We start from the raw sequence: 16,818 nt of genomic DNA on the forward strand, positions 1-16,818 counted from the left end.
TATTACGGGCGGCGCATTCGCATGGCCGCCCGCCGTCTTCGGCGCTGGCTGTCGAGGCTGTTCAGCTCCGCGGCACGCTTCGCTCGAGGAACCGCCGGATGAAGGTGGCGATCTCCTCGGCGTGGGTTTCGAGCGCGAAATGCCCGGTGTCGAGCAGGTGTACCTCGGCATTCGGATTGTCGCGCTTGTAGGCCTCGGCCCCCGGCGGCAGGAAGAAGGGATCCCAGCGTCCCCACACCGCCAGCAAGGGCGGCTTGCGGGCGGCGAAATAGGCCTGGAACTGGGGGTACATGGCGATATTGTTGGCGTAGTCGCCGAACAGGTCGAGCTGGATCTCGTCGTTCCCCGGGCGGTTGATCTGCGCGTAATCGAGCCAGTAGGCCTCCGGCGCGACCTGGCTGGCATCGGGCACCCCGTGCACATACTGCCACTTGATGCCGTCGAGCGTCAGCATGGGGCGGAGCGCATCCCGGTTGTCCTGGCTCGGGTCCTGCCAGTAGCGGCGCACCGGCGCCCAGTCCTCGCCGAGGCCCTCCTCATAGGCGTTGCCGTTCTGCGAGATGATGGCGGTGATGCGCTCGGGGCGGGCGAGTGCCAGGCGGAACCCCACGGGGGCGCCGTAGTCGAAGACGTAGATCGCATAGCGGGTGAGACCGATGGCACCGGTGAAGCGCTCGACGACCTGCGCCAGGTTGTCGAACGTATAGGCGAACTCGCCGCGCGGCGGCGCCGATGTGTAGCCGAAGCCGGGCAGGTCCGGTGCGACGATGTGATAGCGGTCGGCGAGCAGCGGGATCAGCTGGCGGAACATGTGCGACGAGGTCGGAAAACCGTGCAGCAGCAGGAGCGTCGGGTTCCGCCGGTCGCCCGCCTCTCGGTAGAAGACCGTCACCGGCCCGACATGGGCCGTGCGCAGGGCGATGGGAGGGGCGCTGGTCATCATTTCTCTCCGGTATCTGCCGGGCCGATGCCCGTTGCAGCCACCTTCCATCATTGCCGCTTTCGTCGGAATGCACGACAATAGGCGGTCACTCTTCCGCATCTCGGAATGGCCATGGATCGCATCGACGCGATGAGGGTGTTCGTCGCCGCCCTTGATGAAGGCAGCCTTGCCGGCGCCGGGCGGCGGCTCGGCCGTTCACCGGCCGCCGTGAGCCGTGCGATCAGCTTTCTCGAAAGCCATGTCGGCGTGCCTCTCCTCCACCGCACCACCCGCTCCATCCGGCTGAGCGAGGCGGGCGAGCGCTATGCCGCCGCCTGCCGGCGCGTGCTCACGGATCTCGAGGAGGCCGACATGCTGGCCGCGGGCGAGCGCTCGGCGCCGCGCGGCACCCTGGCCGTCACGGCGCCCGTGGTGAGCGGGGAGGAGGTGCTGCGCCCCGTCCTCGACGGCTTTCTCGATGCCTTTCCGGAGGTCTCGGCGCGGCTCGATCTGCTCGATCGTCCGGTCAACCTCATCGACGAGGGGATCGACGTCGCGCTGCGCATCGCGCACCTGCCCGATTCCTCCATGGTGGCCGTGCACCTTGGCGAGGTGCGCCGCGTGGTCGCCGCCGCCCCGCGCTATCTTGCGGCCCACCCGCCGATCAGGACCCCGGCCGACCTCGCTGGGCACCGGATCGTGACGGTGCCGCTCGGCGGGATCGACTCGTGGAGCTTTCCACCCGCCGGCCGGTCCGGCCTTCCCCGGGCCGTCTCGTTCGCGCCGCGCCTGGTGGTAAACAGCGTCCGGGCTGCCGTGGCCTCGGCCGCCGAGGGGCGGGGCATCGTGCGGCTCTTCTCCTATCATGTGGCCGAGAAGGTGCGGGCCGGGGAGCTCGCGATCATTCTCGAGACCGACGAGCCGCCACCGCTTCCCGTCCACCTCATCACCCCCGAGCGCCGCCTCTCCGTGCCGAAGGTGCGCGCCTTCGTCGATTTCGCCATCCCGCGCCTGCGAGCCGCCTTCGCGCGCTTGAAGGTGGACGTCGCGCCCTGACAAAGCCTTTCGACAATCGGGCGCGGGGCGGAACCGATAGCTCGGGACGACGGTTTTCGTTATCATGATCGGAAATCGTCACGGAGAGCTCCGATGACCCCAGCCCAGTGCCGCGCGGCACGTGCCATGGTGGATCTGTCCCAGGAGGATCTGGCGAAGGCCGCCGCCGTCGGCCTGTCCACGGTGCGCAACTTCGAGACCGGCCGCACCCTGCCCATCGTCAACAATCTCGCCGCCATCCGGCGGGTGCTGGAGGAGGCGGGCATCGTCTTCCTCGACGACGGCGCGGCAACCGTCGGCGGGCCCGGCGTTCGCCTCAGGGCGCGCCGCAACGACTTCATTCCGCCGGACGAACTGACCTCGGAGACGGACAGCTGAGCGCCGGCGTCGAGAGGTGCGAGCGGCGCATCGCTCCCCGCGGCGCGGAAGCGCGATGACCGGGCGAGGCGCTGTGCTAAGATGACCCCATGTTGAAGCTGCTGCGCGGCGCCCGCTCCCTTGCGCTCCTCGCCTCCATGGCCGTCCTTCTCGGCGGCCTCGCGGGGGGAGGTCGCATGGCCGAGGCGAGGGCCGGTGACGCAAGGCCCGAGCAAGTCACGCCCAAGGCGACGATATCAGCGCATGCGGGTCACCGGGCGCATGCCGGCCATTCCGCCGGCGCCGTTCGGCCGGCTGAGCACGACGTCGGGCGCGAGCACGCGATGGCGATCGAGGCAGCGGCGGGCGAGGCCTCGGTGGACGAGGGCTGCTGCCCCGGCCATCCGCCGGCCGCGGCCGGGCGCGACTGCCTCGCCGTCTGCCTCATGTCGGCCTGTTCGGCCTCCGTGCTGCCGTCGGTCGGCGCGCCCGCGTTCTCATCCCGCCCCGGCGGCCTGTGGCCCTGGATGGCTGCGGCCCTCCCGGAGGGCATATCGCCGGAGACGGCAACGCCTCCTCCTCGCGCCTGAAGGCGGCCGCGGGCGATGCCCTGCGGCGCCAGGCATATCGATCCGATCGAGGAGAAGAATGATGAAGATTTCCATGATTGCGCTCGCGCTCGCCGTGGGCATGGCCGCCCCTGCCTTTGCCCAGCAGCCTCCGGATGCCGGGCACGGCGCCCACCACGGCGCACCTGCCGAGAGCGGACAGGCCACGGCGCCCCAAGTCCAGATGCCCCAAGCCCAGGCGCCCCAGGCCCAGGCGCCCGCGGCGATGCCGGGCATGGGCATGATGGGCGCCGGCCAGGGCGGCTGCCCCATGATGCAAGGCATGATGCAGGCCATGATGGGCCGCGGCGGCATGGGCCACGGCATGGGTTCTGGCATGGGCCAGGGCATGGGCTCCGGCATGGCGGGAACGCCCAGGGGCGACCAGAGCGTCGCCTCCCTCGCGTTCAATGCCGTCAACGAGCGGATGCACCGCGACATGGCCGTGACCTTCACCGGCGATGTGGATGCCGATTTCGTGCGCGCCATGATCCCGCACCACCAGGGTGCCGTGGACATGGCCAAGGTGGTCCTCGCCTTCGGCAAGGACCCCAAGATCCGCGAGCTGGCCGAGAGCGTCGTCCAGGCGCAGGAGAGCGAGATCGCCATGATGAGGGCCTGGCTCGAGGCCAACGAGAAGAAGTGACGGCAAGGGCGGGGCGGCCGTGCCGCCGCCCCGCTCTCCCGTCGGAAGGGATATCCGACATGACATCGAGAACGATTGACAGGCGCGGCCTTCTTGCGGGCCTCGCAGCTCTTGCTGTCGTCGCCCGTCTCCCGGCCGCCGCGGCGGAGGCGTTGCCGCCCGTCACGGTCAGCCGCGATCCGGCATGCGGCTGCTGCGAGGCCTGGGTGGAGCACATGCGCGCAGCCGGCTTTCGTGTGACGGTCGTCGAGACGACCGCGATCAACCGCGTCAAGGCGCGCCTCGGCGTGCCGCAGGACCTCGCCTCCTGCCATACGGCGGAGGTCGCCGGCTATGTGCTCGAAGGCCATGTGCCGGCGGATGCCGTCGTCCGCCTCCTTGCCGAGCGGCCGGTCGGCACCGGCCTTGCGGTGCCGGGCATGCCGGTCGGCTCGCCGGGCATGGAGGTGGAGGGCGTCGCGCCCGATACCTACGAGGTCCTGCTGTTCGGCCCGGCCGGCCAGCGCGCCTTCGCCCGCTACGAGGGCGGCCGCCTGCTCAAGGGCTGAGGCGCGGCGTCAGAACGAGGCCTTGAGGCCCACCGTCAGGGTGAGGGCGGAGAGATCCCCGCTCTGCGAGGCTGCGGCCGTGCCGCAGCAGGCCCCCTTGATGGTCGCCTTGTCCTTCTTGGCCTCGTAGTACTGGTACTGGGCCTTTCCGGTCAGGGCCAAGGCATCGGTGAGGCGGACTTCGCCGCCGATGGTCGTGCCGACCATCCAGGTCTGATAGTCCGCCTCCGAAATATAGTTGCTGTAGTAGATGAAGTTCTGGTCGGCTGCGATGCTGTTAATCCTGGCCCTGTCGCTGGCGAAGACGATCGGGCTGCCGATGACCTCCGCCATGAGGCGGTAGCTGCCGCCGTCGTAGCTGGCGCCGATGCCGATGTATGGCGTATGCCACCACTGGTCGTAGGACGACGACAGCGGCAGGTCGGACAGGTCGCCGAGCACTTCGTTGGACAGGGCATGGCTGCCGCGGTCCTTCAGTCCGACCCGCAGGTAGCGGTAACCGGCAAGGCCCGAGAGGGTGAAGCTCGTGTCCTGGTAGATGTTGATGCCGATGGACGCATCGATCTGATACATCGTCGGCAGCTTGGCCTTGTCGTTGCGCCAGTTCACCCGCGTCCGGCAGCCGAGGTCGCAGATGATGGCATCCGTGAAGGAATCGGAGGAATTGCCGGACCACGCCACGGTCCAGCCGGAGAGGCGCAGGTCGAGCCAGTCCCAACGGTAGGTCAGGGTCGCGCCGACGATGCCGGCATCGTCGATCTTCCACCTGGTATGGGCGAATTGCTCCCCGCAGCAGTTGTAGGCGGCCTGCTCGATGGTGCCCGTCAGGTAACCAGTGAATACCTCAAGGGAAAAATTCGAGCTGAGCGGCGCCTGTGGGCGTGGCTTTTCCGTAATCCACGGCAAATCGGCTGCGAGTGCGGCGCCTGGAAGAAGTATTGCTGCCGCGACACTTGAGAGAAATAGTTTTCTTGAACGTGATGTCAGCACTGAAGCCTCCCGCTGCGCCAAGTCTTGTGCAGGCTAGGAGGATTGGCTGAGTCGGTACAATCAGAAGTTGTCTGTTGATATGTTGTGCATATTTAAGGCTGCGGATGGGCAGCTAAAGCTCCGTCAGCAGGATATTCGTTTCCGTATGGGTGACGCCCCGGATGGAGCGGATCTCCGTCAGCACGCGGTCGAGTGTGGCGAGGTCGCCGGCGTTGATCTCCACCACCACGTCCCAGCGTCCGTTGGTGGAATAGATGCGCGCCACCTCCGGGATGCGGCGGATGGCGGCGATGACCGGCCGGTTGTCGGTGGCGCGCGCCTCCAGCATCGTCAGGGCCCGGACGGGCACCGTCTCGACGTCGCTGCGCAGCCGCGCGGTGAAGCCGACGAGCACCCCCCGGCTCATCAGGCGGTCGATCCGGTTCTGCACCGTCGCGCGCGAGACGCCGAGGATGCGCGCCAGGGTCGCCGCCGGCATGCGCCCGTCCTTGCGCAGGAGGTCGATCAGGCGGCGGTCGGTGTCGTCGAGGTCGGCCATCTGGCGAAATGCTCTCTTGTCCTGGCGATATGCTTGCTTGGTGGCATATCGTAACACATTGCTGCCTTTTCGTTAGAGGTCGTGGTCCCCATTCTCTCGCGACGCATCAGCTTCTGGCGAAGGGGACGAGACGGGTGAAGGACATTGCAGGGCCGCGTGACATCGGCCTTCTCGGTATTCCGCTCGAGGCCGGCGGTGCCGTCGCCGGCACGCTGATGGGGCCGGCCGCCCTGCGCACGGCCGGGCTCGCGGCGCGGCTGACGGGGCTCGGCCATCGCGTGCACGACCACGGCGATGTGACGCCGGCCGCGGTCGCCGACCGCGACCTGCCGGCGGAACTCGCCGCGCGCTGCCGCAGCGCCGGCACCGTCGCGGGCTTCGTCCGCGCCGCCCACGAGCGGGCGCTCTCGATCCTCGAGGCGGGGCGGATGCCGGTCTTCATGGGCGGCGACCACAGCATCTCCATGGGCACGGTGAGCGCCGTCGCGCGCCACTGCGCCGCGACGGGGCGTGACCTCGTGCTGCTCTGGCTCGATGCCCATGCCGATTTCAACACGCCGGCGACCAGCCCGTCCGGCAACATCCACGGCATGCCGGTGGCCATGCTGTGCGGCGACGAGAGCCTGCGGCCGCTCCTCGGCGAGCATCGCTTCCCGCCGCTCGCGCCGGAGAACGTGCATCTCTTCGGCCTGCGCTCGATCGACCAGGAGGAGCGGCGGGCGATCGCGCTCAACGGCCTCGACGGCATCGACATGCGCCTCGTCGACGAGTTCGGCGTCTCGGTGCTGCTGCGCCGCATCCTCGCCGATCTCGATCCGGCGCGGACGCACCTGCACGTCAGCCTCGACGTCGACTTCCTCGATCCCGAGGTGGCGCCGGGGGCCGGCACCCCCGTGCCCGGCGGCGCGACCTATCGCGAGGCCCATCTCGTCATGGAGATGCTGCACGACAGCGGCCTCGTCGGCTCGCTCGACATCGTCGAGCTCAACCCCTTCCTCGACGAGCGCGGCCGCAGCGCCGTGGTGCTCGCCGAGCTGACGGCGAGCCTCTTCGGCCGCTCGGTGCTCGATCGTCCCGCCGGCCAGCGCGGCATCGCCCGCGCCGCCGCGACCTTTGCGGAGACCACCTCATGACCATGCTCTCGGCCGATTTCATCGCCCTCGAACAGGCACTCGGCGCCCACAATTACAAGCCGCTCGACGTGGTGCTCGCGCGCGGCGAGGGCGTCTGGGTGTGGGACGTGGAGGGGCGGCGCTATCTCGACTGCCTGTCGGCCTATTCCGCCGTCAACCAGGGGCATTGCCACCCCAGGATCCTCGCCGCCATGGTCGAGCAGGCGAAGAAGCTGACGCTCACCTCCCGCGCCTTCCGCAACGAGCAGCTGGCGCTGTTCTACGAGGAGGTCGCGACGCTCACCGGCTCGCACAAGGTGCTGCCCATGAACAGCGGCGCCGAGGCGGTGGAGAGCGCCATCAAGGCCGTGCGCAAGTGGGGCTACGAGGTCAAGGGCGTGCCGGAGGGCCAGGCCGAGATCATCGTCTGCGCCAACAACTTCCACGGCCGCACCATCACCATCGTCGGCTTCTCGACGGACCCCGACGCGCGCGGCGGCTTCGGCCCCTTCGCGCCGGGCTTCCGCGTCGTGCCCTTCGGCGATGCGGCCGCCTTCGAGGCGGCGATCACGCCCAACACCGTCGGCTTCCTCGTCGAGCCCATCCAGGGCGAGGCCGGCGTCGTCATCCCGCCGGCCGGCTATTTCAAGCGCGTGCGCGAGCTGTGCACCGCGCACAACGTCACCCTCATCCTCGACGAGATCCAGACCGGCCTCGGCCGCACGGGCAAGCTGCTGGCCGAGGAGCATGAGGGCATCGAGGCGGACGTCACCCTCATCGGCAAGGCCCTGTCGGGCGGCTTCTATCCGGTCTCGGCCGTGCTCTCCAATTCCGAGGTGCTCGGGGTGCTGAAGCCCGGTCAGCACGGCTCGACCTTCGGCGGCAATCCGCTCGCCTGCGCCGTCGCGCGCGCTGCGCTCAAGGTGCTGACGGAAGAGGGCATGATCGAGAACTCGGCTGTGCAGGGCGCCTATTTCCAGCAGGCGCTCGCCGGCCTGCGCAGCAACATCGTGCGCGAAGTGCGCGGGCGCGGCCTCATGATCGCCGTCGAGCTCCATCCGGAAGCCGGCGGCGCCCGCCGCTACTGCGAGGCCCTGCAGGCACGCGGCGTCCTCGCCAAGGACACGCACGGCGACACCATCCGCCTCGCCCCGCCGCTCGTCATCGGTCGCGAGGAGATCGACTGGGCGATGGAGCAGATAGAGCCGGTGCTCACCGGCGCGGTGTGAGGGGAGGGCGCGTCGCGGCGCCCTCGTGCCCCGGATGCGCTGCAGCATGAAATGCTGCGGTGCTGATCCGGGGCCCATTCGCCGCGGGATATACGGCGCCTTCGGCGAGTCCTCACGCCGGTTCCCGGGTCGCATTCCGCTCGCGCTGCATGCGCCCGGGAAGCGAGGTCGTGTGTAAAGGCAGGGGCCGACGGTGGTTGCCGCCCGCCGCCGTTTCCGCAAAAGATCGCGTGAGCGTCAACCGGGATTCGATCTGACCATGCAGATGTTCGATGCCGCCGCGGTCCGTGCCGCCCTGCCGTGGCCGGGCCTCATCGCCGCCCTCGAGGAGATGTTCGCCAGAGGCGCCGACGTGCCCCAGCGCCAGAGCCTCACCATCGCGAACCCGAAGGGTGACGACGGTACGCTGCTCCTGATGCCGGCCTGGATCGGCGGCGACAGCATCGGCGTCAAGGCCGTCACCTTCTTCCCGGGCAATACGGCCCTCGGCCTCGCCACCATCAACGCCGCCTACCTCCTCTTCGACGGCGCCGACGGGCGCCTCAAGGGCGTCTACGAGGGCGATGAACTCACTGTCCGCCGCACCGCCGCCGCCTCGGCGGTCGCGGCCAAGCGCCTTGCGCGCGCCGATGCGCAGCACCTCCTCGTCGTCGGCACCGGGCAGCTCTCGGCCAACATGGCGGCGGCCCATGCGAGCGTGCGCCCCTTCACCCGCATCGAGATCTATGGCCGTAGCCCCGACAAGGCGGCTCAGGTCGTCGCGGCCCTCGCGGAGGAGGGGCTGACGGCGCAGGTCTGCGAGGATCTCGCTGCAAGCGCCGCGGCGGCGGACGTCATCTCCTGCTGCACGAGCGCGACCCAGCCGGTCGTCCGCGGCGCATGGCTCAAGCCCGGCGCCCATCTCGACCTCGTCGGCGCCTTCAAGGGCGACATGCGCGAGGCCGACGACGAGGCGGTGCGGCGGGCGAGCCTGTTCGTCGACCTGCGCCCCGGCGCCATTCTCGCCGGCGATCTCGCCCAGCCGCTGGCGGCCGGCATCATCGCCGAGAGCGACATCCGCGCCGACCTGAAGGAACTCGTCACCGGCGCCCATCCGGGCCGCACCGGCGAGGACGAGATCACCCTCTTCAAGTCCGTTGGCTATGCGCTGGAGGATCTCGCGGCCGCCCGCCTCATCGCGGGGCAGGCCGGCTGATCACCACCTCCGCTGGCCCTTGACGACCGGCGACCCATGTCCCACCTCTTGCCGCGTGGGGACGACCCCATCCCGGCCGCAGGCCGGGCCTTGTCCTGGCCGGGACGACCCTGCCGCCGCCCCGCCCGCATGCGTTCAGCGCCGGGCGGGCACAACGACAGGATCATGCGTCATGGCTTGGGCGTATCTCTTTCTCGCGGGGCTGTTCGAAGTCGGCTGGGCCGTCGGCCTCAAGTTCACCGAGGGCTTCAGCCGGCCGTTGCCGACGGCGCTCACCGTCGCCTCGATGATCGTGAGCCTCGGCCTCCTCGGCCTTGCCCTCAAGAACCTGCCCCTCGGCACGGCCTATGCGATCTGGACCGGCGTCGGCACGGTCGGGACGGTGATGCTGGGCATCATGCTGTTCGGCGAGGCCGCCGACGCGCTCAGGCTCGCCTGCATCGGCCTCATCGTCGCCGGCATCATCGGCCTGAAGCTCGTCACGCCGGCGGCCTGACCTGGGTTAGGGGCGGGGAAGTGCAACCGCTCTCGTCATGGCCGGGCTCGTCCCGGCCATCCACGCCGTCGACGTCGCGCAGCCTTTAAGGGCGTGGATGCCCGCGACGAGCGCGGGCATGACATGTGACAAAAGAGCCGCCGGTATCGCGTCCGAGCACCTCCTCCTTCATCCCTCCACGACCACGATATGCACGCGTCGCGGGCCGTGGGCGCCGAGCAGCAGCGTCTGCTCGATGTCGCCTGAGCGGGACGGGCCCGTCACGAAGTTCACCGTGCGCGGCATCTGCCCCTTGCCGTAGGTGAAGCGGATACGGCCCCACATCTCCTCGTAGTCGCCGGCGAGGTCCTTCGCATTGACGACGACGATGTGGTTGTCGGGCAGGAAGTTGATGGTCGTCGGGTTGTCCTCGCCCGAGACGAGGGCGAGCGTGCCCGATTCGGCGATACCGGCGAAGGCATGGCTGACGCCGTTGAGGTCGCGCCCGTCGCTCACGCCCCTGGCGATCTCGAGCGCCGTCTCGCCCCACGGCATGCCGGCGAGGCGCGCGTCCGCGCCCATGCGCACGGTGGCCGGCAGGTTGTGGCGGCGCAGGTAGTCGGCGACCGCCGCCGGCACTTCGTCCGCCGAAGCGACCGTGGCGACGCTCGCCTGCGCCCGCTCGGCCTCAGTCTTGAAGAGGGCGACGCGCTCGGCGCCGGTCACCTGGCCACGGCCGGGGATGAGCCCCTTGGGCGCGCGCTCGATGCGGTCGTCGACCGCGTCGCGGCGCGGCGCCTCGGTGCCGGTGACGCCGAGCGAGCGGCGGATATTGGCGAAGATCTCGGCGCGGGCGTTGCTCATGGGGGGAACGTTTTTGGGATGGTCGCTCATGTCAGGCCGCCTTCCGGTTGGCGCGCTCCTTGCGCCAGCGCTCCTGGAAGGAGGCGCCCTGCGGGGCGGGGAAGTCTCGATAGCGCGTCCAGCCGCCGGCGCCCGGCAGCCAGCGCAGGCGTCCCTTGCCGCCACCGGCCAAGGCGAGCGCGCGCATGGCAAGGCCGGTCGCGAGCCGATAGAGCGTCGGCCGGCGGGCGAAGAAGCCCCATACCGAAAGGCCCGAGCGGACGGTGGCCGGCGTCAGGTGCCGCTCGAACTCGCGCTCGCGCCAGTGGCGCATCATCTTCGGCAGCGGGATGCGCACGGGGCACACGCTCTCGCAGCGGCCGCAGAAGGTGGAGGCATTGGGCAGGTGCCCGGCCTTGTCGACGCCGATGAGGCTCGGCGTCAGCACGGCGCCCATCGGGCCGGGATAGACCCAGCCGTAGGCGTGGCCGCCGACGGCGTGATAGACCGGGCAATGGTTCATGCAGGCGCCGCAGCGGATGCAGCGCAGCATGTCCTGGAAATCCGTGCCCAGCATTGCCGAGCGCCCGTTGTCGAGGATGACGACGTGGTATTCGCCCGGCCCGTCCGGGTCGCCCGGCCGCCGCGGCCCGGTGGAGAAGGTGGTGTAGACCGACATGTCCTGCCCGGTCGCCGAACGGGCGAGCACGCGCAGGATCTGCGAGACGTCCTCCAGCGTCGGCACCAGCTTCTCGAGCGAGGCGAGCACGATGTGCGCCTTGGGCAGGGTCTGCGTCAGGTCGCCGTTGCCCTCGTTGGTGACGATGATCGAGGTACCGGTCTCCGCGACGAGGAAGTTTGCCCCCGTGATGCCTACATCGGCGGCGAGGAAGCGCTCGCGCAGCACCTGGCGCGCCTCGCCGAGGAGCGTCACCGGCTCGGTGAGGTCGCGGTCCTTGTCGAGCCCCTTGTGCACACGGCGGAAGTCGGACGCCACCTGCTCCTTGGTGAGGTGCACGGCAGGAGCGATGATGTGCGATGGCGGCTCGTTCCTGAGCTGGATGATGTATTCGCCGAGGTCGGTCTCCACCGGCTCCATGCCGAGGCCCTCGAGATGGGCGTTGAGCCCGATCTCCTCGGCGATCATCGACTTGCCCTTGGTGACGGTCTTCGCCTCGAGGCGGCGGCAGATCGCGCCGACGATGTCGCAGGCCTCCTTCGCCGTGCGGGCGAAATGCACATGCCCGCCCGCCGCCGTCACCGCCTGCTCGTAGCGCTCCAGGTAGAGGTCGAGATGGGCGAGGGTGTGATTCTTGATGTCCCGCGCCGAATCCCGCAACGCCTCGAACTCGGGCAGCCGCTCGGCCGCGTGCACGCGCTTGTCGATGAAGCCCTGCCGCACATTGCCCAGCGCCTTCTGCAGCTGCGTGTCGCCGAGCGCCTGGTGGGCGTTTTCCTTGAACTTCGGAGAGGTGGGATGAAGCGTCATGTCTTTGTCGTCCCTCGGGCGGTCAGCATATCAGGAGGACGGGTCCCGCGCGTCAAGTGCGACAGGCGAGGCCAATTGCGGTGGGGCAGCGTTTCGCCGGCGCACGCTGCTGTCCTTCCGTGCCCGCCGTGCAAGCAATGGCGGAGCTTCCTGAAGTAGAGTCCGGCAATATCAATCCGGCTATCGCAGAGAAAGCCGCCGTATCCGAATACGATGCTCGTTGATTATTTGGAGATCTTGCATGGACCGCCGTTCTTTCATCAAGGGTTTTGCCGGCCTGGCGCTTTGCCCGATCTGCGCTGGTGCCGCCGCGGCGGGCGAGCCGCATTGGGGGTATGAGGGCGGCGAAGGGCCGGAATACTGGGGCAAGCTGTCGGAGGAGTTCAGGGCCTGCGCCATCGGCCGCGGCCAATCGCCCATCGATCTCGAGCATCCCCGGCGCGCCGACCTGCCGAAGCTCGATCCGCGCTATGCTGCCGGCTTCCCGCGCATCGCCAACAACGGCCATACGGTCCAGATCGATGCGGCACCGGGCAACAGGCTGGTCGTCGGCGAGGATGTCTACGACCTCGTCCAGTTCCACTTCCACCACCCGAGCGAGCACCGCCTGCGCGGCAGGCGCTTTCCGCTGGAATGCCACTTCGTGCATCGCGGTACGGACGGCGGCCTCGCCGTGCTCGGTGTTCTCCTGGCGCGCGGGCGAGCCAACGGGGCCTTCGAGACGATCCTGGCGCATGCGCCGCAGCAGGCTGGCGCTTCCTCCGCCCTGACGGGCCTCGATGTCTCGGGCCTTCTGCCGGATGCCGGGCGCTATGTGCGCTATAGCGGCTCGCTCACGACGCCCCCGTGCAGCGAGGGCGTGGACTGGATCGTGCTTACCACGCCCGTGGAGGTGGCGGAGACGCAGGTCGCCCGCTTCGCGGCGCTCTATCCGAACAACGCCCGCCCCGTTCAGCCGCGCCATCGCAGGATCCTGCGCGAGACCTGACGCGCGAGAGAGGCCGAGCGTCTTCCTCGGAACCTTCCGGAAGAGGGACGGGCAAGGCGTGGGAGCAAAGGCGAGGCGCAGTTTCCGGCGGCAATGGGCAGGTGGGAGGCCGCGCACGGTCTCCCACCTGCCCGGTGGCGGTTTGCCGCTCCCCTCTTGGAGCTTGTGGCCGACAGCCGGCCGGTCGCTGTCTTTGTCGTTATCGCCCGACCGGTGCGAGATGCGCTCACGCATCACGCCCATCGACCCGCAGGAATCGAGGGCGGCAGCACGGGACGATGAGGCACCACGGGACGGCATCAGGGGCAATTCGCCTTTAGTCTAATGTGCCGTGGTGTGCCCGGGCTCACGCGCTCCCGCTCCGCCGCGCCGCTGCGGCCGCGATGGGGGCCTCGTCCGTCATGCCCGCGAGCACCTCGGCCACGTGCCGCACCTTCGTCGCCTTGCCCTCGCGGGCGAGCTTGCCCGCCATGTTCATCAGGCAGCCGAGGTCGCCCGCAAGCAGGGTGTCGGCCTCGGAGGCCGTGATGTTCTCCGCCTTCTTCGTCACGATGGCGTCGGAGATTTCCCCGTATTTCACGGCGAAGGTGCCGCCGAAGCCGCAGCAGACGTCGCTCTCCTGCATCTCGACCAGCTCGAGGCCCGCGACCGTCTTCAGGAGCTGGCGCGGCTGGCGGGCGACGCCGAGCTCGCGCAGGCCCGAGCAGGAATCGTGATAGGTCACGCGCCCCTCGTAGCGCGCCTCGACGTGCCGGACCTTGAGCACGTCGACGAGAAAGCTCGTCAGCTCATGGGTGCGGGCGGCGAGATCGCTGGCCCGCGGAAGCCAGTTGGGGTCGTCGTGGAAGAGCTCGGGATAGTGCTTCCTGATCATGCCGGCGCACGAGCCCGAGGGCGCCACCACATAGTCGAAGCCGCGGAAGTTCTCGATGACCTGCTCGGCGAGGGCGCGGGTCGTGCCGCGATCGCCGGAATTGTAGGCGGGCTGGCCGCAGCAGGTCTGCACCGGCACCTCGACGATGCAGCCGGCATCCTCCAGCAGCTTCACCGCGGCAAAGCCGACCGAGGGCCGCATGAGATCGACGAGGCAGGTGACGAAGAGGCCGACGCGCGGCCCGGGGCGGGCGACTTCGGGGGCGGCTTCGGCAGTCACGGGCGGATGTCCCTCACGTGCGGTCTCCCGGCGGTTCAGCTTCGAGGCTTTCTAAACGGTTCGAGAACATGACGAACCGTTGCGCCGGTTGCAAGCGGCCTCGACGCGCGGCACGGCAGCCATCCGGCGGTTGCAGGGCTGCGCGGCGCCGCGCATGCTGGGGCACGGGGCGAGCCGGGATATCTTGGCCGGAGGGGCGATGCAGGAGCATCCGTTACGGGCGGCGGTTCTGGGCGAGATGCATGCGCGGCCTTTCGTGCCGCTCGCGACGCCGGCGCGGCTCATGCATTTCGCCTTCATGGCCGATGCGGCCGCGTGCCGCGAGGACCGGGAGCGCCTCGGCGCCTTCTGCCTCGCCCGCGGCGTGCCGGGGCCGCAGCCTGACACGCGCTTCCACCACGTGCCCCTGTCCGGCGGCGACCTGCGCTGGGAGCAGCACAGCGAGTTCATCACCTATACCTGGCGCATCGCCTGCGACCACAGGACGCCCTTTGCCGCCGTCGAGCGGCCGCATGCCCCGATGAGCGGGCTGCCCGCCCCGGGCCCGCTGCTCGTGGCGCTCGACCTGCATCTTCTGCCCGAGGCGGCGGCCCTGTCGCTGGAGGACATCTTCGACCAGGCCTCGCTCGCCGCCTCCATCATGGACGGCGGGGCGGCGCTGGCGGCGACGGATTTCCGCCCCGACGAGCGCGGCGCCGTGCGCATCCTCGTGCTCGACCTCGACCTGACCCCCGCCCGCGCCGGCGCGCTGACCCAGCGGCTCGTCGAGATCGAGACCTACCGCACGCTCGCCCTCCTCGGCCTGCCCGAGGCCCAGCGCCTCGCCCCCGGCCTCAGGCAGATGGAGGAGGAGCTTGCCCGCATCACCCGCGCCATGCGCGAGACGGTGGGGGCGACCGCAAACTCCGCCCTGCTCGACGAGCTGACGGCGCTCGCCGCCGCCTCGGAGGCCGAGGCGGCCTCGTCGAGCTACCGCTTCGGTGCGAGCCGTGCCTATGACCGCATCGTGCAGCAGCGGCTCGACGTCATCGGCGAGGAGCCCTACGAGGGCCTGCCGACCTGGGCCGCCTTCCTCGCCCGGCGCCTCGCGCCGGCCATGCGCACGGTGAACACGCTCGAGGAGCGCCAGGCCAACCTCTCGCGCAAGCTCGCCCGCGCCGCGACGCTGCTGCGCACGCGCGTCGACGTCGAGATTGAGCAGCAGAACCGCGACCTCCTCGTCGCCATGAACAACCGCACGCGCCTGCAGCTGCGCCTGCAGCAGACGGTGGAGGGGCTCTCGGTCGCGGCTATCAGCTATTACGTCGTCGGCCTTCTCGGCTATCTCGCCAAGGGCGCCAAGGACGCCGGCTTGCCGGTGCCGGACCCCGGCATCGCCACCGCGGCGGCCGTGCCGCTCGCCGTCCTCGCCGTCTGGCTCGTCGTGCGCCGCATCCGCCGCCGCCATGCGGGGGAGGATCATCCTTGATCGATTGCGTTTGGAAGGCCGCGGCTCATTCCCCTCCCCGCAAGGGGGAGGGGAGAAATGTCGCTCATGCCGCTTCGTCGGGCAGGCCGAGGCCGGCGTCCCAGTAGGGCCGTGGCCCGTAGAGCGCGGCGAGGAAGTCGATGAAGGCGCGCACCTTCGGCTGCAGGTGGCGGCGGCTCGGATAGACGGCGTAGATGCCGACGCGGCTCACCCCGCGCCAGCCGGGCAGCACGGCCTCGAGCCGCCCGTCCTCGAGTTCCGGACCGATGTCCCAGGTCGAGCGCAGGGCGATGCCGATGCCGGCCAGCACCGCCTCGCGCACCACCTCGCTCGAATTGGTCCTGAGCGGGCCGGTGACCTTGATCGAGACGAGGCCCTGCGGCCCCTCGAGCCGCCAATGGTCGGTGTTGTGGGCGAGAAGCGTATGGCGGGCAAGGTCCTCCACGCCCTGCGGCCGCCCGTGCGCGGCAAGATAGCCGGGCGTGGCGCAGAGCAGGCGGTGGTTCGGCGCCAGCCGGCGGGCGACGAGGCTCGAATCGGCCAGGTCGGCGATGCGCACGGCGACGTCGAACCCTTCGGCCACCACATCGACGAAGGCGTCCGACAGCTCGAGGTCGACGGTCACGCCCGGGTGCTCGTCGAGGAAGCGCTTGACGTGCGGGGCGATGTGCATGCGCCCGAAGGAGGTCGGCGCCGAGACGCGCAGCACGCCGCGCGCCGTCTCCGCGCCGCTCGTCGCCCAGCCCTCCGCCTCCTCCACCGCGGCGAGGATGGCGACGACCCGCTCGTAGAAGCCCTGGCCGATGTCCGTCAGAGCGATCTGGCGCGTCGTGCGCTGCAGGAGACGCACGCCGAGCCGCTCCTCCAGCCGCCGGATGCGCTTGGAGATGACGGCTGGCGACAGGCCGAGCTCGCGGCCGGCCGCCGACATGCCCCTGGCCGCGACGACGCGGGCAAAGACGTCGAGATCGCCGAGATGGTCCACCGCACGCCCCCACTTTTTCCGAAAGCGAAACAATCTTGCTGCTTTCGGTTGCGCTGGCAAAGGATTGTCAATCGATTAAAGTGATTCTCGATAAGGTTTGCTGTGCAGGTTGTACGGAGCAGGTGGGCTTGATCCCTCCCCTTGAGGGGAGGGTGGATCGGTCCGAACGACCGAGACGGGTGGGGCCTAGCCGGGAACGGCGCTCACCGTCTCGGG

General features: G+C 69.7%; 18 protein-coding genes. 11 read left to right on the forward strand and 7 right to left on the reverse strand.

Features of this window, described 5'->3' with window-relative positions; genetic code table 11:
- Positions 1 to 61: 61 nt before the first annotated feature.
- Entirely contained in the window at positions 62 to 943 is an 882-nt protein-coding gene (locus AL346_RS12530) for an alpha/beta fold hydrolase (protein WP_019403993.1), read from the reverse strand.
- 111 nt (positions 944 to 1,054) lie between these two features.
- On the opposite strand from AL346_RS12530, the gene AL346_RS12535 reads away from it, so the two are divergent.
- From AL346_RS12535 to AL346_RS12555, 5 genes are all read left to right on the forward strand, one after another.
- Positions 1,055 to 1,978: a LysR family transcriptional regulator gene (locus tag AL346_RS12535; protein ID WP_026015446.1), complete on the forward strand. Its 924-nt coding sequence runs from the start codon at positions 1,055 to 1,057 to the stop codon at positions 1,976 to 1,978.
- A gap of 93 nt (positions 1,979 to 2,071) precedes the next feature.
- The gene (locus AL346_RS12540; protein ID WP_050996730.1) at positions 2,072 to 2,356 is read left to right on the forward strand and encodes a DNA-binding transcriptional regulator; all 285 of its coding nucleotides are present in this window, start codon (positions 2,072 to 2,074) and stop codon (positions 2,354 to 2,356) included.
- Between the two features lie 89 nt (positions 2,357 to 2,445).
- Positions 2,446 to 2,925 (forward strand): hypothetical protein, encoded by a 480-nt coding sequence (locus AL346_RS12545; protein WP_053193719.1) that lies wholly within the window; start codon positions 2,446 to 2,448, stop codon positions 2,923 to 2,925.
- Positions 2,926 to 2,983: 58 nt separating this feature from the next.
- Positions 2,984 to 3,589, forward strand: a complete 606-nt coding sequence (locus AL346_RS25950) for a DUF305 domain-containing protein (RefSeq protein ID WP_019403997.1) — start codon at positions 2,984 to 2,986, stop codon at positions 3,587 to 3,589.
- Positions 3,590 to 3,648: 59 nt separating this feature from the next.
- The gene (locus tag AL346_RS12555) at positions 3,649 to 4,137 is read left to right on the forward strand and encodes a DUF411 domain-containing protein (protein WP_040405319.1); all 489 of its coding nucleotides are present in this window, start codon (positions 3,649 to 3,651) and stop codon (positions 4,135 to 4,137) included.
- A 9-nt stretch (positions 4,138 to 4,146) separates the two neighbouring features.
- Here the strand turns inward: AL346_RS12555 and AL346_RS12560 are convergent, their stop codons facing one another.
- Positions 4,147 to 5,043 carry an omptin family outer membrane protease gene (locus AL346_RS12560; protein WP_019403999.1) on the reverse strand — a complete coding sequence of 299 codons (897 nt, stop codon included), beginning with the start codon at positions 5,041 to 5,043 and terminating at the stop codon, positions 4,147 to 4,149.
- Positions 5,044 to 5,239: 196 nt separating this feature from the next.
- Complete coding sequence (locus AL346_RS12565; RefSeq protein WP_019404000.1) at positions 5,240 to 5,665, reverse strand: Lrp/AsnC family transcriptional regulator; 426 nt, start codon at positions 5,663 to 5,665, stop codon at positions 5,240 to 5,242.
- 134 nt (positions 5,666 to 5,799) lie between these two features.
- Between AL346_RS12565 and rocF the strand changes: the two genes are divergently transcribed.
- From rocF to sugE, 4 genes are all read left to right on the forward strand, one after another.
- A complete protein-coding gene (gene rocF / locus AL346_RS12570; protein ID WP_245303201.1) occupies positions 5,800 to 6,798 on the forward strand; it encodes an arginase in 999 nt (332 codons plus the stop codon).
- Positions 6,795 to 8,006, forward strand: coding sequence for an ornithine--oxo-acid transaminase (rocD, locus tag AL346_RS12575; RefSeq protein WP_019401760.1), 1,212 nt, complete (start codon positions 6,795 to 6,797; stop codon positions 8,004 to 8,006). The genes rocF and rocD overlap by 4 nt, the downstream gene beginning before the upstream one ends.
- A gap of 259 nt (positions 8,007 to 8,265) precedes the next feature.
- Positions 8,266 to 9,201: an ornithine cyclodeaminase family protein gene (locus AL346_RS12580; RefSeq protein ID WP_019401761.1), complete on the forward strand. Its 936-nt coding sequence runs from the start codon at positions 8,266 to 8,268 to the stop codon at positions 9,199 to 9,201.
- A 172-nt stretch (positions 9,202 to 9,373) separates the two neighbouring features.
- A complete protein-coding gene (gene sugE, locus AL346_RS12585) occupies positions 9,374 to 9,697 on the forward strand; it encodes a quaternary ammonium compound efflux SMR transporter SugE (protein WP_019401762.1) in 324 nt (107 codons plus the stop codon).
- 168 nt (positions 9,698 to 9,865) lie between these two features.
- Here sugE and AL346_RS12590 read toward each other — a convergent pair whose 3' ends face one another.
- Together AL346_RS12590 and AL346_RS12595 are read right to left on the reverse strand one after the other, a co-directional pair.
- On the reverse strand, positions 9,866 to 10,540 hold the full coding sequence (locus tag AL346_RS12590) for a lactate utilization protein (protein ID WP_019400305.1): 675 nt from the start codon (positions 10,538 to 10,540) through the stop codon (positions 9,866 to 9,868).
- A gap of 31 nt (positions 10,541 to 10,571) precedes the next feature.
- Entirely contained in the window at positions 10,572 to 12,008 is a 1,437-nt protein-coding gene (locus AL346_RS12595; RefSeq protein ID WP_019400304.1) for a LutB/LldF family L-lactate oxidation iron-sulfur protein, read from the reverse strand.
- 241 nt (positions 12,009 to 12,249) lie between these two features.
- Here AL346_RS12595 and AL346_RS12600 point away from each other — a divergent pair, with 241 nt between their 5' ends.
- Complete coding sequence (locus tag AL346_RS12600; RefSeq protein ID WP_019400303.1) at positions 12,250 to 12,996, forward strand: carbonic anhydrase; 747 nt, start codon at positions 12,250 to 12,252, stop codon at positions 12,994 to 12,996.
- 346 nt (positions 12,997 to 13,342) lie between these two features.
- On the opposite strand, the gene AL346_RS12605 is transcribed toward AL346_RS12600, so the two are convergent.
- Positions 13,343 to 14,149: a (Fe-S)-binding protein gene (locus AL346_RS12605; protein ID WP_019400302.1), complete on the reverse strand. Its 807-nt coding sequence runs from the start codon at positions 14,147 to 14,149 to the stop codon at positions 13,343 to 13,345.
- Positions 14,150 to 14,348: 199 nt separating this feature from the next.
- On the opposite strand from AL346_RS12605, the gene AL346_RS12610 reads away from it, so the two are divergent.
- Positions 14,349 to 15,617, forward strand: a complete 1,269-nt coding sequence (locus AL346_RS12610) for a DUF3422 family protein (protein WP_050996430.1) — start codon at positions 14,349 to 14,351, stop codon at positions 15,615 to 15,617.
- A 64-nt stretch (positions 15,618 to 15,681) separates the two neighbouring features.
- Here AL346_RS12610 and AL346_RS12615 read toward each other — a convergent pair whose 3' ends face one another.
- Positions 15,682 to 16,602: a LysR family transcriptional regulator gene (locus AL346_RS12615; protein ID WP_019400300.1), complete on the reverse strand. Its 921-nt coding sequence runs from the start codon at positions 16,600 to 16,602 to the stop codon at positions 15,682 to 15,684.
- Between the last annotated feature and the right edge of the window lie 216 nt (positions 16,603 to 16,818).

The organism is Chelatococcus sp. CO-6, from assembly GCF_001271345.1.
GTDB lineage: Bacteria > Pseudomonadota > Alphaproteobacteria > Rhizobiales > Beijerinckiaceae > Chelatococcus_A > Chelatococcus_A caeni.